The sequence below is a fragment of the bacterium genome, from assembly GCA_024228115.1.
GTDB lineage: Bacteria > Myxococcota_A > UBA9160 > UBA9160 > UBA6930.
The window spans coordinates 14,220-29,023 of the sequence record JAAETT010000249.1; the positions used below are offsets into that span (position 1 = coordinate 14,220).

General features: G+C 65.3%; 12 protein-coding genes. 4 read left to right on the forward strand and 8 right to left on the reverse strand.

Translation table 11 applies throughout. The features are described 5' to 3' along the window. Positions 1 to 37: 37 nt before the first annotated feature. Positions 38 to 709: a glycosyltransferase family 2 protein gene (locus tag GY937_11740; GenBank protein MCP5057379.1), complete on the reverse strand. Its 672-nt coding sequence runs from the start codon at positions 707 to 709 to the stop codon at positions 38 to 40. Between the two features lie 231 nt (positions 710 to 940). Here GY937_11740 and GY937_11745 point away from each other — a divergent pair, with 231 nt between their 5' ends. From GY937_11745 to GY937_11760, 4 genes are read left to right on the forward strand one after another with little or no spacing between them, the layout of a single operon-like run. Further along, positions 941 to 1,951 carry an LLM class F420-dependent oxidoreductase gene (locus tag GY937_11745; protein ID MCP5057380.1) on the forward strand — a complete coding sequence of 337 codons (1,011 nt, stop codon included), beginning with the start codon at positions 941 to 943 and terminating at the stop codon, positions 1,949 to 1,951. Positions 1,952 to 2,005: 54 nt separating this feature from the next. Continuing rightward, positions 2,006 to 3,094, forward strand: coding sequence for a phosphoribosylformylglycinamidine cyclo-ligase (locus GY937_11750; GenBank protein MCP5057381.1), 1,089 nt, complete (start codon positions 2,006 to 2,008; stop codon positions 3,092 to 3,094). A gap of 22 nt (positions 3,095 to 3,116) precedes the next feature. After that, the gene (locus GY937_11755) at positions 3,117 to 4,502 is read left to right on the forward strand and encodes a hypothetical protein (GenBank protein ID MCP5057382.1); all 1,386 of its coding nucleotides are present in this window, start codon (positions 3,117 to 3,119) and stop codon (positions 4,500 to 4,502) included. A gap of 51 nt (positions 4,503 to 4,553) precedes the next feature. Beyond that, positions 4,554 to 6,446 (forward strand): ABC transporter ATP-binding protein, encoded by a 1,893-nt coding sequence (locus GY937_11760; GenBank protein MCP5057383.1) that lies wholly within the window; start codon positions 4,554 to 4,556, stop codon positions 6,444 to 6,446. Here the strand turns inward: GY937_11760 and GY937_11765 are convergent, their stop codons facing one another. From GY937_11765 to GY937_11795, 7 genes are read right to left on the reverse strand one after another with little or no spacing between them, the layout of a single operon-like run. Continuing rightward, positions 6,447 to 7,712, reverse strand: coding sequence for a DSD1 family PLP-dependent enzyme (locus GY937_11765; GenBank protein ID MCP5057384.1), 1,266 nt, complete (start codon positions 7,710 to 7,712; stop codon positions 6,447 to 6,449). Beyond that, the gene (locus tag GY937_11770) at positions 7,709 to 9,148 is read right to left on the reverse strand and encodes an FAD-binding protein (protein ID MCP5057385.1); all 1,440 of its coding nucleotides are present in this window, start codon (positions 9,146 to 9,148) and stop codon (positions 7,709 to 7,711) included. Before GY937_11770 ends, GY937_11765 begins: the two co-directional genes overlap by 4 nt. Beyond that, entirely contained in the window at positions 9,145 to 9,498 is a 354-nt protein-coding gene (locus GY937_11775; GenBank protein ID MCP5057386.1) for a hypothetical protein, read from the reverse strand. The genes GY937_11770 and GY937_11775 overlap by 4 nt, the downstream gene beginning before the upstream one ends. 10 nt (positions 9,499 to 9,508) lie before the next feature. Further along, a complete protein-coding gene (locus tag GY937_11780) occupies positions 9,509 to 10,540 on the reverse strand; it encodes a GHMP kinase (GenBank protein MCP5057387.1) in 1,032 nt (343 codons plus the stop codon). 32 nt (positions 10,541 to 10,572) lie between these two features. Continuing rightward, a complete protein-coding gene (locus GY937_11785) occupies positions 10,573 to 11,712 on the reverse strand; it encodes a glycosyltransferase family 4 protein (protein ID MCP5057388.1) in 1,140 nt (379 codons plus the stop codon). Then, positions 11,712 to 12,533 (reverse strand): glycosyltransferase family 2 protein, encoded by an 822-nt coding sequence (locus GY937_11790; protein MCP5057389.1) that lies wholly within the window; start codon positions 12,531 to 12,533, stop codon positions 11,712 to 11,714. Before GY937_11790 ends, GY937_11785 begins: the two co-directional genes overlap by 1 nt. After that, positions 12,530 to 14,683, reverse strand: a complete 2,154-nt coding sequence (locus GY937_11795) for a bifunctional (p)ppGpp synthetase/guanosine-3',5'-bis(diphosphate) 3'-pyrophosphohydrolase (protein ID MCP5057390.1) — start codon at positions 14,681 to 14,683, stop codon at positions 12,530 to 12,532. Before GY937_11795 ends, GY937_11790 begins: the two co-directional genes overlap by 4 nt. Positions 14,684 to 14,804: the final 121 nt, after the last annotated feature.

Here is a 14,804-nt window from a genome sequence, read left to right on the forward strand (position 1 = left end):
ATCGTTTCCCTGTCTTGGGAGAAACCCTCGGCGGCGCTCAACGGCGGTACCAGGCCGCAACCCGCTCGCGGTCGAGCCCGACGCGCCACGCCACGAGCGCCATCAGGTTGCGGAGGACGGTACGGACGAAGCCCCGGCTCTCGTAGCGCCGGGCGGAGGTACGCACCGGCTCCTCGAGAACGGCCAGCCGGCCGTGTCGTCGCAGGCCCCGCACCAGATCCAGGTCTTCCATGATGGGAACCTGAGGGACTCCCCCCATCGCTTCGAGCACGGGGCGTCGCAGGAAGAGCGCCTGGTCACCGTACGGAAGCCTGAAGAGCCGCACCCTCAAGGCGACCCATGCCTCGATGAAGCGGAGCTTTGCACCGCCCCCGGTGAAACGGAACGTGAAGGCCCCACCGGCGACTTCAGGGTCGGCGAGAACCCGGCGGATCGCTTGGGACCAACCGGGCGGGAGCAGGGTATCGGCGTGCAGGAAACAGAACGCATCGACCGGGCCCGCAGCGGCGACACCCGCTGCCAATTGTCTGGCTCGGCCCGGCTCGCAGCGCACCACGATCGCCCCTTCTTCTTCTGCACGCTGCCCGGTCGCATCCACACTGCCCCCATCCGCGACGATCACGTCGACTTCCGGCTCATGGGCGCTCCGAACGGCGGCGCAGATCCGATCGGCTTCGTGGAGCGCGGGAATCACGACCGCAATCCGCACGGCGGCACTCTAGCACGCAGGCCATCGCCCGATGGAGCCACCGGTCCACGGGGCTGCAATTCGGGGGAGTCAGGAGGACAAGACTGTTTCTCCACCGGCTCATGGGCTCTCCCCGCAGGGATTTCATCCGCCCTGGGCCAAAAAGGTGCGGGGCCGTCGTTCGACCTTCGGGCCAGGGGCGCCAAGCGTGCTATCGAATCGTCTTCACGAGGAGACCCCATGGCCAAAGATCTGAAGCTCGGCCTGCAACTTGGCTATTGGCCAGCGCAGCCACCGCCCAATTTCGTCGAGACCACCCAGGAGGCCGAGCGGCTCGGCTACGACATCGTCTTCACCGCCGAATCCTGGGGTTCCGACGCGTTCACGCCGCTCACCTGGATCGCTGCGCATACCGAGCGCATCCGGCTGGGGACGGCCGTCGTGCAGCTTTCGGCTCGCACGCCCACCGCCACCGCCATGCACACGCTCACCCTGGATCATCTGTCGAAGGGCCGAGTCGTCCTGGGTCTCGGCGTCTCCGGGCCCCAGGTCGTCGAGGGCTGGTATGGCCAACCCTTCTCGAAGCCGCTCTCGCGCACCCGCGAGTACGTGAACATCATCCAACAGGTGTTGCGGCGGGAGGCTCCGGTACAGAATCCTGGCCCCCACTACCCGCTGCCGTACACGGGCGAGGGAGCGTGGGGGATGGGAAAGGCGCTGAAGCCGATCACCCACCCACTGCGCGCGGACGTACCCATCTTCCTGGGTGCCGAGGGGCCCAAGAACGTCGCCCTGGCGGCAGAGCTATGTCAGGGCTGGCTGCCACTCTACTACTCGCCTTACCGGCCCGAGGTCTACTCCGACTCCCTGAAGGACGCACCGGAAGGGTTCGAGATCTGCGCCGGAGTGAGCGTCATTCTCACCGACGACGTGAAGGCCGGGCTCATGGCCCAGAAGACCATGCTCGGCTTCTACATCGGGGGCATGGGCTCGGCAAAGCGGAACTTCCACAAGGAACTCATGGCCCGCATGGGTTTCGAGGCGGAGGCCGCGAAGGTCCAGGAGCTCTTCATGGAAGGGAAACGCGAGGAAGCCGTGCACGCGGTCCCGGACGAGTTCTGCGATGAAATCTCGCTGGTGGGTCCGGCGGAACGCATCCGTGACCGGCTGGACGCCTGGAGGGACACGCCCGTCACACACCTCCTCATGATGTCCGGTGACCCGAACCAGATCCGAACGGCTGCCGAACTCGTGTTGGGATAGTCGCCCGGCTGCCATATGGGCGCGCTGGGCCCATGGAATTGCTATCAAGGCCCCATGTCGCCCCCCGACGAGAAGAGCGCTCCTGCCTACGCGCGTGCCGGTGTCGATCTCGACAAGGACGAGGGATTCGTCGACGAGATCAAGGAGATCTCCCGGAGCACCTTCAGGCCAGAGATCCTGTCCTCGATTGGCGGCTTTGCCGGCCTCTTCAAGGCACCCGAGCGCTACCGCTCCCCGATTTTCGTGGCGGGCGCCGACGGGGTCGGAACGAAGCTGAAATTGGCAGCTTTGATGGGCCGCTATGACACGATCGGGATCGATTGCGTCGCCATGGTCGTCAACGATCTGGTCGTGCAGGGCGCCGAACCGCTCGTCTTCCTCGACTACCTCGCCATGGGCGAGTTGGATGAAGAGATTGCCGCGGAGGCCTTGCGCGGCGTAGCCGAAGGCTGCCGGCGCGCGGGTTGTGCGCTCCTCGGCGGTGAGACGGCGAGCATGCCCGGTTTCTACCCGAAGAGCGAGCTGGAGTTGGTGGGATTCGGAGTCGGTGTCGTCGAACGGGATCGGGTCATCGACGGTTCGAGCATCGGCGTCGGAGATGTGCTGATCGGCCTGGCTTCCAACGGAGTCCACTCGAACGGCTTCTCGCTGGTCCGCCGAATCATCGACGAAGGCATCGCCGCCGGAAAATTCGACCTGCGAGAAGCGCCGCCCGAGCTGAATACATCGCTCGCTGCTGCCCTGCTCACGCCGACGCGCATCTACGTCAAGTCGGTCCTCAACCTGCTGCGTGATTTCACCCTCAACGGCATCGTCCACGTCACCGGCGGCGGCTTCGACGGCAACGTTCCCCGGATCCTGCCCTCAGGCGTACGCGCCCGCATCGATCTCTCGGCCTGGCCGCGCCCCCCGATCTTCGATTTCCTGGCGAAGCACGGCGAGATCTCGCAGCAGGAGATGCGCCGCGTCTTCAATTGTGGCCTCGGAATGATCCTGATCGCTCGCCGCCAGGACGCGGACGACATGCTGGAACGTCTCGCCGGAATGGGCGAACGCGCCTATCGGATCGGCAGCGTCGAAGCCAAGCCGGAAGACGAGCCGCCGTTGCTCTTCGAGGGCGGCGAGAAGGGCCCGGCTGGATGAAGCCCGGGCCCGCGGAGCGCTGATGGCTCGAGCGCGCATCGACACCCGGAACAGCCTTCGTTCGCGCCGCTGGGACGTGCTGGTGCTGGGCAGCGCCCTGCCCGGCCTGGTCGTCGGAATCCGGCTCGCGATGGCGGGCCACAGGGTGTTGATCGCGGAAGAGGACGCGACCGCCCGCACGCCGTTGTTGCTGCGTGAGCCCTTCATCGTGCCTGGCGTGCTCGGAGGGGGCCTGGCCGATGGGGCCCTTCGCGCCCTCGGGATCCCCTTGATCGAGCGACGACGGTTCGCGCCGAGCGAGGTCGCCTATCAAGTGCTTCTTCCGGAAGCCCGCCTCGATGTCGGGGATCGGGACATGACGGCCGGGGAACTCGTCGCTTGGGGTCTGGCCAAACCCGAGCATGCCCGGGCCCTTGCCCACGAACTCGAACGCAGTGCCGCGGAACTCGGACAGGGATTGCTCGAGGCCCCCTTCGTGAAGCGAGGGGCACGTCTGCCCTCATTCTCCCGAGATGCCCCGACAGGGGTTGGGCTTCCGACCGGCGTCTCCACGGCGGATGGCGAACTCGCCGACTACTTCTCCCTCCAGAGCCGAGGACTCAGCGAGCTACCAGGGACCGACCCAGGGCCAGAACCGGCGACCCGCTTGCTAGGCGCGAACCTGGCCGGCGGTAGTGGCCACTCGATTCGCGAAACAGGCCTGTTGGGTGCGCTGCGCGAACGGCTGGAATCCCTCCACGCAGAATTCCGAACCATCGGCTGCCCCTTCGAATTCGTCGAGTTGGGACAACATCCGGGCATCCTCCGCGCCGGGCCGGGAGATGTATGGTTGGGGCGCGCCCTGGTCATCAACACGGTGGATGGATCCCTTACCCGGGCCCTCGAGGGCTGGGACAAGCCCGTCCCGGGCTTTCTGGGCGGGGAGGCGCCGGCCTTCAGGCGTTGCGCCGTCCACTTCCGCGCGCTCCGGGAAGTGGTGCCCGAGCCGCTGGCGCCCCGCGCCTTGCTTCCTGCTCCAGAAGGCTCTCCGTTCGTCAGCCCGATTCGTCTTTCGGTCCATCCCTCGGCGCGGGGCAGTCGCTTCGCCGAATTGGTGGCCAGTGCGACGATCCCGGCCGAGGCCGATCCGGCACCGGCAGCGGACGCCCTGGAGGCCGAGATCCGCGAGTTGATGCCCTTCTCCGAGAAGCGGCTGAAGGCGGGGCCCCTACCCCCCATCCCTGGTTGGGACGATCCCATGAGCCAACCCGCACACGCGAGCGGCTGGCCCAGCACGGTGAACATCCGCACCCGCAGCCGCGAACCCGTCTTCACCCTGCCCCGCGAGGAGGTGGCTTCGCTGGGTCTCGAAGGCGAACTCCTGCTCGGCTGGCGGGCGGGGGATGCCATTCGCGAGGAGCTCGGGTAGCCCCTACCCTCGGCGGTGCCCCCGGAGGAAATGTTGACCGAACCTTCCCCCATGCCTGGGGAGGAACCCGGGGCTCTGGCTCCTGGGTCGTTCTCCTCATTCTGGCGCCTGCTCGCCTACGTGCGTCCGTACGTGGGGCTCATGCTGGTCGCCATCCTGGCAGCCCTTGTCTATTCCGGCGCCCGCACGGGCCGGGCCGTGCTCGTCCAACCGCTCTTCGATGATGTCATCCTGCCGCAGGCTTCGGCTGGCAGCGCACCGGCGCTCGGCGATTGGTTCGACTCCGCACTCGGCGGCGGAGACGCCAGCGCCCCGGATGCTCTCGCGGAGGCCGAAGCGCCTGGCGGCGATGCGGTCGTCAGCAAGGTCAAGGAGACCCTGCCACGCATCCTGCTGGCAGCCCTGCTGATCCTGACGCTTCTGCCGATCTCCCATTTCTTCCAGGTCTACCTTGCCGAGACCGTGCTCGGGCGTGTGTTGGTGGACGTTCAGCGGGATCTCTGTGCGAAGCTGCTCCGCCTTCCCTTGCGCTTCCACCACGGCGTGAGCCGTGGCGACACGCTCTCCCGGGTGATGAACGACGCCCAGCGAGCACAGCAATCCCTCGACCTGCTCTTCTCCGATGTCGTCCAGAGCGTGCTCGCGCTGGGCGTAGGTGTCGCGACGTTGCTCTACCTCTCGTGGCCACTCACGCTCACCCTGGTCGTCGTCGCGCCCCCGGTCGCAGGCGCCATCGCGATCTTCGGCCGTCGCATCCGCAAGAGCGCGCGACGCCGGCAGCAGAGCCAGGCAGACGTCACCGGGCGGCTCGTCCAGATCCTTGCGGGAATCAAGGTCATCAAAGCCTTCCGTGCCGAGCCGGGCGAGGAACATGCCTTCGACGAGCACAACCTCCGCTACTACCGCCGAAACCTGAAGGTCGTCAAGAACCGGGCGCTCTCCCGCGCCGTCGTCGAGGCCATTACCAATGCGGCCGGCATCGGCGTGCTATTGCTAGGCGTCGCCGTCGTCGCCGGGCAACTTTGGGGCCTCACGGTCGGCTCACTCATGGCTTTCATCGTCGTAATGCAGACGACCTACCGGCCCATGAAGGAGATCACCAAGGGCTGGACCAAGCTGCAGGAGGCCATGCCTTCGGCTGAACGCTTCTTCCAACTCCTCGATACCGAGGGCGAGCCGGCCGACGCGCCGGATGCCGTCCACTTGCCCGCACTGCGCAATGGGATCTCGATCTCCAACCTCTCCTTCTCCTACGGCCGCGAGCCCGTGCTGACGGACCTCTCCCTGGAGGTCGTGCGCGGCGAGGTCGTTGCCATCGTCGGCCCGACCGGCAGCGGCAAGACCACCCTCGTCGATCTCATCCTGCGTTTCTACGATCCCGAAGAGGGCCGCATCGAGGTGGATGGCATCGATCTGCGAAACCTGGCGCGCCATTCCTGGCAGGATCGTTGCGCCGTGGTCAGCCAGGATCCATTCCTGTTCACGGGCAGCATCCGGGAGAACATCCGTTACGGCAGGCCGGACGCGAGTGAGGACGAAGTCCTGGCAGCGGCTCGTGCCGCCCACGTGGAAGAGTTCGCGAGCGAGCTTCCCGAGGGCTACGAAACGGATGTCGGCGACGCCGGCGTTCGTCTCTCGGGGGGCCAACGCCAGCGCATCACCATCGCCCGGGCCATTCTTTGCGACCCGGATGTCTTGATCTTCGACGAGGCCACGAGTTCCCTCGATGCCAAGAGCGAGCGCTATGTGCAGGACGCCATCGAAACGCTCCTGGGCGGGCGAACTGTCTTCATCATTGCACACCGGCTCTCGACCGTTCGACACGCCGACAAGATCCTCGTCCTCGACGGCGGCAAGGTGGCCGACGTAGGCAAGCATGATGAGCTGATGGCTCGGGGCGGGCTGTATCGGGAACTGATGACGCTGCAGGGCAGCCCGGGCTAGCTAGGCCGCCTGGGGGAGAGGCTCCCAGAGATCGACGATCTTCCCTCCGCGCACGGCGGCAATCGGGCCGAACTGGAGCATCACGAACTCGCTCTGGGTGGGCCGGAAGAAGACCGTGTCGTCAACGCCGAGATCGACCTGCCGCGAACCGTTCAACATCTCCTGATTCGTGCTCCGGCCGTAGATGGGATGGGTGACGAGTCCGGGCGGAGATACGGGCTCGGCTTTCCAGTAGCCGCCGTACAAGAAGAATGTCCGCGCGCGATTCGGATCCCAGAGTTGGTGAAGCGGGCCCAGATCGATGGCGGGGAGCTCAAGGCCCTCCTTGACCTTGAGAACCGGCGTCCCGATGAAGAGCGCTGGAACATGCTCGGAGAGGGTATCGATATCGAAGTTCAGGGGCTTGACGAGGCCGGAGCCGATTGCGAGTTCGTTGGAGAGGCCGTCGACGTCGTCCCACAGACGATAGGTGGGGCTACCGGCGGCATTCAAGATCAGATCTTGCTCGCGCCAATCGCCGGCCTGGCTGCGCCAGGCCTCGAGGAAGCCTCGATAGCGCGCCTCGACGCGCTCGAACTCCCTGGCGCGCACACCCAGGGCTTCGGGAAGCGCCGCGTGCGCGTCGTAGCCCATCAAACCGCCGAAGCGCAGGTGAGGATCGTCCCGGATGACTGCCAACAGGCGTGCCAATTCCGCAGGACTCCCCATTCCCCCGCGCCGAAGACCCACATCGATCTCGACATTGAGGATGAGTTCGAGATTTCGCGCCTCGGCGAGCTCGCGGTACTGCCGCAAGCGCTCCGGGCTATCGATCAGCCATTGGAGCTGGCGCGCGGGATCGAAGGCACCTGGCCGTAGCCGCTCGTAGAAGCGATTCGCGGCGATCGCCGGCATCGGCTTGCCGAGCAGCAGGTCGGCGCTTGGATGACTCGCAGCGACCGCGTTCAGGAACGGCTGGTGGAAGACCATGAGTCGCTGGCTTTCGGCTCGTGCCATCACGTAGTCGAGCATCGGCGCACTGGGAAGGGATTTCGCGACGATTCGGAATGCGCGAGGGCCAAGAGCCCGCCGAACCTCCTCGATATTGGAATCGAGCCGGTCCAGGTCGACAACCAACGTGGGCCGTGCGAGGCCCTCTCGCTGCAGAGCAGCCGAGAGTTCCAGGAAATAGACCTCGTGTCCGCCCCGCCCGCGGCTCTCCGGGCGAAGCCACCAGAGCCCGGCCGCCGCACCCGCCGCCGCCAACAAAAAGCTGCGCCGCTTCATGAAGTCTCCTCCCATGCCGGGCTCCGGGTCACGCCGAAGACGGACCGGAGGTGTTCATTGAGCATCCGGCCCTTCGGATCGAGGCTCTCTCGCACGGCCAGGAAATCCTTCCAGCGGGGGTAGAGCTGAGCCAGGCTCTCGGAGGTCTGGGTATGCAGCTTGCCCCAATGAGGCCGGCCTTCGTACTTCCGGAACACGCGCTCCATCGCATTGAAGTAGGGGCGATACTCCTCGTCCGCGAACTGGTGGATCGAGATCGTGCAGCCATCCCGCTCATGGAACATGCTGAGCCAACTATCATCCCGTTGGACGTACCGATACTCGATCGGGAAAATCACGGGGATTCCCTTGCGCCGAATCGTGTCGAGGATTTCCCGAAGACAATCGGGCCCCGCGTCGGACGGCACGGTGTACTCCATCTCGCGAAAGCGAGAGATGCGCACGTGGGTCAAGACCTGGAAGGATGGCCCGCTGCGGACGATGGACTCGGCGCCCCCGAGGTCGGAGACGATGCTCTCGTAGAGCCGGCTTCCCAGCAGAGGCACGCCACCGACCTTGCGATAAGCGTCGCGGAGGGCCTGGATCGGGTCCTCCTCGACAGGAAACTCCGGCGTGGGCTCATGGCGTCCCTCGTCCGTCGCAATGACCATCGCCGCGCCGGTATGCGGAAAGGCGTAGAATTCGAAGTGGCGATGCCGCTTGCGTCGATCCTCGATCTCATCCAACACATCCTCCAGGATCTCGAACGAGGTGGTCTCGGTGAGATCGAAGGGTCGTTGGTTCTGCAGTGTCATTCGGCTCACGACACCAAGCGCGCCCAACGAGCAGCGAGCGGCCTGAAAGATCTCCGGGTTCTGATCGAAGCTGCATTCGATGAGATCGCCAGCGGGCGTCGCCAGCGTCAACGCCTGCAGCGTGCTCGAAAGCGAGCCGAAGGCCGGGCCCGTCCCATGGGTCGATGTCGCGACGGCTCCACCCAGGGCCTGGTACGCGATATCGGGAAGGTTCGGCATGGCCTGCCCCACGGCCTGGAGGGCGGGGCCGAGCTGATGAAGCCGGGTGCCCGCCCAGACCTCGGCCTGGAGGCGCTCCGTATCCGCGCTCACGACCCCACTCATCAGATCGCAGGCGACCAGCGTGCCGTCGCTGGGAACCAATGGGCTGAAGGAATGCCCCGCGCCGACCGGACGAATCACACCGGGTGCCGTTCGAAGAAGATCAGCCAAGGCCGCCTCGTTCGTGGGGGCACCGCGCAGGGCGGACCGGCAGCCCTGGTTGGCAGCCCAATTTCGCCAGGGCAGGGCTTCACCGGAATGGTAGGCGGGAAGGTTTTCCGAGGCCGGCCCCAAGCTCGTCCTGCGGCAAGCCGGAAGCAGACCGGTTCCCGCCGCAACGAGTGCCGCGTGGAGAAGCTCCCGTCGCGTGGTCGCTCTCATTCTTCGCGGGCCGGGGGAATTCCGGCCAGGAAGGCCACGAGATGCCGAAGCTCCTCTTCCGTACAAAAGCTGCAGGTACCGAGAGGAGGCATCCCAAACCAGCCGTCCACGGTGTTGGCGAGGAGTTGGTCGAGCCCCTTGGCCCGACGCGCTTGCCATTCGGTCTCGCCCCCGACCACCGGAACCCCGATGCCCGGCTGGGTATGACATTCGGCGCAGATCTGTTGGAAGACCTGAGCCTCTCGAGCCGTCAGGGCGCTCGCAACCGAAGCTCCTCCCCATCCGGAGGAACTGACTCCGACAAGCATCAGGCCTGCGAGCATCCAGCCCCGCGACCATGCATTCGACATCGCGTCCATGCTAACCCACAGCCTCGTCCGAGGGACGTTCGCTACCGAGATTCAACGGCAGGCAGGTCACGCCCTCTTCTTCCTCCAGTCTGCGAGCCAGCTCCTCGCGTGCCCGATCATCACGGGCCAACACCTGGGCCGAGCCGTCCCCTTGAGAACCGATCCCCTTGGCACCAAGGCCGAGTTCGGCAACGGCGGGATGGGCCAGGATTTCGTGCAAGCGCGGAGAGCGGAGCTCTTCGCTGGCGGGTGCCACGGCCTCGTCGAAGCACGCCTGGGCTTCAGTGAGACAAGCGCCCAGGCCAACCGGGTCGCCGACTTCGATCGCGCGGCGCCCTTCCGCCACCAGCTGGGCGTTCGCCTCCCCGAGACCCTCCCGAACCCGACGCGCCAAGGCTCCCTCCGTGTCCGGAAAACAAGCGTTGAGGTCGGAGAGGATTCGACGCGTGTCCTTGCCCCGACGGAGGTCGACGATCAAGAAGTGGAATGCGGCACCGGGTTCCACGACTTCGGCCTCCAGATCAGCGCCATCGAAAACGAGGGAAGTGATCTGGCGACCATAGGCGCAGATCTGATCCATGCGTCCGCATTCCGAACCCGTGCGGCGTTCCCCGGCGTAGGCGAGATCCATCTCGGCATCCAGATCGAGGCCGAGCTCATAGGCTTCCGAATACGCCCGAGCCAACAAGACGCAGACGGCGGCCGACGAAGACAAACCCTTGCGAACAGGGAGATCGGATTGGACTCGTAGGCGAAGGCCGCCGACCTGGAACCGCTCGATCGCCTCTGCCGCAACGCCAGCCGCGTAGCTGAAGAAATCGGCACCGGCAGCGGCGGCAGCCAACGCCGAGGCCGTGGCCTGGATTCGTGCCGGCCCCATCTCTTCGCCGTGGGGCAGGATGCTCTCGATCTCGAGGGCACCCGCGATCGGCCGGGCTTCTGCGCGAAGGCCCTGGTCGGTGCCCGCAACAAGACAATGACCGCGCGAGATCCCCGGATCGGTGGATCGGTAGCCTGCCGCCCAATCGGAATGCTCTCCCATGAGACACAGCCGCCCGGGCACGAATAGCGAGTTCAAGCAAGCGCCTCGCGGTAGAGCACCTCGACCTCGTCGGCCAATCGTTCCGGCGTGAAACAGGCTTCGGCCCGCTTTCGCGCCTCGGCGCCGAAAGCCCGCCGTTTCTCGTCATCATCGAGGAGCGCTTGCCAGCCGTCCGCCAAGGCCACCGGATCGTCGGGCACGAGCAGGCCCGTCTTCCTGTCCACCACGATTTCGGGCAACGCTCCGCGGCGTAGCGTGACAGCGGGAATGCCCGCGGCCGCAGCTTCCAGGAGCGCACGACAGGTACCGTCGCTCCCCGGCACGAGGAAGGTGAAGACATCCATGCTGCGCAGAACGTCCGCGTAGTCCTCGCGGCGGTAGCCTGCGAACACGACCCGATCCTCCAATCCCATCCGCCGAGCCGGTTCCTCGGCCAGTTCGGAGCGCCGGGTCCCTCGACCGATCACGAGCAGGCGGAATGCGGGATCGCGATCGGCTTGAAGCCGCGCTGCCTCGAGAAGCAGATCGAAGCGACGATGGGGCTGCACGCGGGCGACGATCCCCACGACGTGGTGCTCGGGGGCCAGCCCGAGCGCGCGTCGCAGATCTGCATCCGGGGCGACAGGGCGAAAGCGATCCACGTCGACCGCCCCGAACACCCCACGGATCGCGCGACCGCGGCGCAAGGCGCGATTGCTTCGTGCTGTTTCAGGAGAAACGCACAGCAGCCCATCCGTCCGCGCGCCATACAACCAACGATTCCACGGGCGATCCGCGATCTGCTCAGCGATGCGGTAGGAGCGAACCACGGCCGGGCGCCCCGAAATGGAGCGCCGCCCCGCGGCGCGCAACGCAAGAACGTGATCCCGGGTATGCCAGGTATGGACGAGTTCGATTCCGTGCTCGTCGATCAAGCCCCGCAACGCGCGAATCGTGGGAAGATCCGAGAGGGGCCTCACACCGCGGCCGCGTGGCAACTCCAGAGAAGGGATCCATCCGAGCTTTCGCGCTTCGCTGCCGACCGAACGATCGGCGCTCTCCGGCGCCGACGGACATGCCAGCCACACCTGATGACCACGTGCCCGCTGACCTTCCGCCAGACGAAGCATCGGTTCCGCCGGCCCGGTCCATTTCCAATCGCTCGTCAGCTGAAGCACCCGGAGCGGGGACACTATTCCGACCGCCTCGCTTTGCCAGCATCTTGCGCTTCTTCATCGGCCCCGAGATGGTCGAATTCCCATTGCTTGGCGTACTTCAGGAAGACGTGAAAGGCCGTGGCCGCGGCGATGATGAAGCCGGGCACTCCGTCCCGGAAACCCTGCTTGAGAATGAAGGCACGCAGGAAGCGTGTCGGTGGCCGAAGGATCATGTCGCGGAGGGCATGGCGGCGGCCGCGTCCCAGATTGGCCCTGGCCTGGATGCTGCTGAAATCCTGGATGCGATCGACCTGATCCGCCAGATCCCGATAGCTCCAATGATAGGCCTCGCCGCTGAACCGTCCCTGGCTTCCGATCCCAGCCGTGAGCTCGACCCGACCATGCGGATTCGTGCCGACCCAGCGGCCGGCCCCGTTTCGGAAGACACGGAGCTGCCAATCCGGAAAAAACTCGCCGTGCCGGATCCAGCGACCCAGATGCCAAGTCACCCGGTTGATCTCCATGCCCACGACGCCTTCTGCGCCGCCTGCGAGAAACGCCTTCAGCTCTGCCGCCAGCGGATCGCTGAGTGCCTCGTCGGCATCGAGAGCCAGCACCCACTCCGCCTGGACCTGACCCAGTGCAAAGTTCTTCTGCTCGATATTCCCATCATACGCGCGCAGAATCGTCTTCGCGCCGGCCTCGCTTGCCAGTTTTTCGGTGGCGTCCCGGCTGCGATCGTCCACGACTACGACGATCTCATCCGCGAACGCAACGGAGGCGAGACAACGGGGGAGATCCCGCTCCTCGTTGCAGGCGATGATGCAAACACTGAGCTTCGGACGAGGGACGTTCACGAGCGCACACGCTCGACGGCCAGAACACCCTTTACCTTCTGGATATCCTTCATCATCTGACGCAGCGTCGTCACATCACCGACCCAGAGATCGAAAGTCTGGGTCGCCGTCGTATCGTCATGCGTATCGATGCGCGCCGAGCCGATGTTGATTCCGGCCGCAGAAATCGTCTTGGTCACCTTGGCCAGAAGTCCCGGCGCATCCCGCGAGGTGACCTTGATGCGAATGCGCCGCTTGATATCCGAGGCTTCTTCCCACTCGACATCGATACAACGCTCCTTGTCGAGCTCGAAGGCAACCCGGCACTCTCGGGCGTGGATGGTGACGCCGCGACCGCGGGTCACGAAACCGATGATCTCATCGCCGGGGAGCGGCGAGCAACACTGACCAAAGCGCACCAACACGTCGCCATGGCCGTCGACCCTGATTCCGGAACCACTGGTTTTGGGCTCCCTGCGGAAGAGATCGCGGAGCTTTCTCCCCTTGGTCACCTCCTCCGTCGGCGTTGTCTCCAGCTCTGGCCGAAGCATCTCGAGCACGGCCCGGGGAGAGACGCGTCCGTAGCCGACCGCAGCAAACAGATCCTCCACGCCGCCCTTGACAAAACGAACGACCACCGGCTCGAGTTCCCCACTCTCCAGCACGCGAGCCAGGGAGACTCCGGCCTTGCGCAGCTCTCGCTCGAGGATTCCGCGGCCGAGCTCGCGACTGCGTTCGTTCTCGGCCAGGCGTACGGCGTGGCGGATGCGGCTCTTCGCCTTGCCCGAGACGACGAATTCGAGCCAATCCTTCTTGGGTGCCTGGTTCGGGTTGGTCATCACCTCGACCGTGTCACCACTCTCGAGCTCACGGGAGAGAGGCCGCATGGTTCCGCTCACCTTCGCGCCGGAGCAATGGTCGCCGACCTCGCTATGGATGGCGTAGGCAAAATCCAGGGCCGTCGAACCGCGGGGCAGGTTGATCACATCGCCGTTCGGCGTGAAGATGAAGACCTCGTCCGCGAACAGATCCACCTTGACCGTATCCAGGAACTCGTGCGGATCGTCGAGCTCCTGCTGACGCTCCAGGAGTTGCCGCAGCCAGTTGAAGTTCTCGTCGTCCTGTTCGCGCCCGCCGTGACCCTTGTAGCGCCAATGAGCGGCGATCCCGAACTCGGCGTGGAGATGCATGTCTTCGGTTCGAAGCTGAACCTCGATGCGCTCGCCGTAGGGCCCGATCACCGTGGTATGCAGGGATTTGTATCCATTGGCTTTCGGGAGGGCGACGTAGTCCTTGAAACGACCCGGAACCGGAGGCCAGGTCGAATGCACGAGACCGAGCGCGGCATAGACCTGCTCGGTGCCGCCTTCCAAGACGATCCGAAAAGCGATCACGTCATAGATCTGGTCGAGGCTCAAACCCTGGTCGGCCATCTTCCCATGGATCGAAGCCATGTCCTTGAGACGACCCGAGACCACGCCGGAGAGGTCGGCCTCCTCGAGCGCCTTGGCCATGATGCCCTTGACCTCTTCGATGTAGCGCTCGCGCTCGTCGCTTCTTCCCCGAAGCATGCGCTCGAACTCGATGACGACATCCGGGTGCAGGGTTCGAAAGGACAGATCCGCGAGCTCGCGCTTCATCCAATCGATGCCAAGCCGATGGGCCAGGGGCACGTAGATGTCGAGAGTCTCCTGGGCGATGACCTGTGCCTTCGCCTGCGGCATGAAATGAAGTGTCCGCATGTTGTGGATGCGATCAGCGAGCTTGATCAGCAAGATACGGATGTCCTTCGACATCGCGACGAGCATCTTGCGAAAATTCTCTGCCTGACGCGCGCGAGCCGAACGAAACTGGACCTTCGAGATCTTCGTCAGGCCCTCTACCAGGAACGCCACCTCCTCCCCGAAGAGCCGCCTGATCTCCTCGAGACTTGCGAGCGTATCCTCCACCGTGTCATGCAGGAGGCCGGCGACGATCGTCACCTCGTCGAGCCGCATGTCGACCAGGATGCCCGCCACCTCGAGTGGGTGGATCAGATAGGGCTCGCCCGATAGGCGCTCCTGTCCCTCGTGAACCTTTGCCGTGAAGACATAGGCCCGCTGCAAGAGTTCGAGATCGCACTCCGAGTCATACTCGAGCACGCGATCGGCGATGTCGTTGAAGCGCAGCATGCTGGAAAAACGCTTTCAAAACGAGGCGTTGCCGAAGAATACCGGAGTGGGGACGCAGCGACCAATGCGGGCGTGGGGCGCCTTGGCCTCGACCTCTCGTCAGCGATCGCCTCGCGGGTCG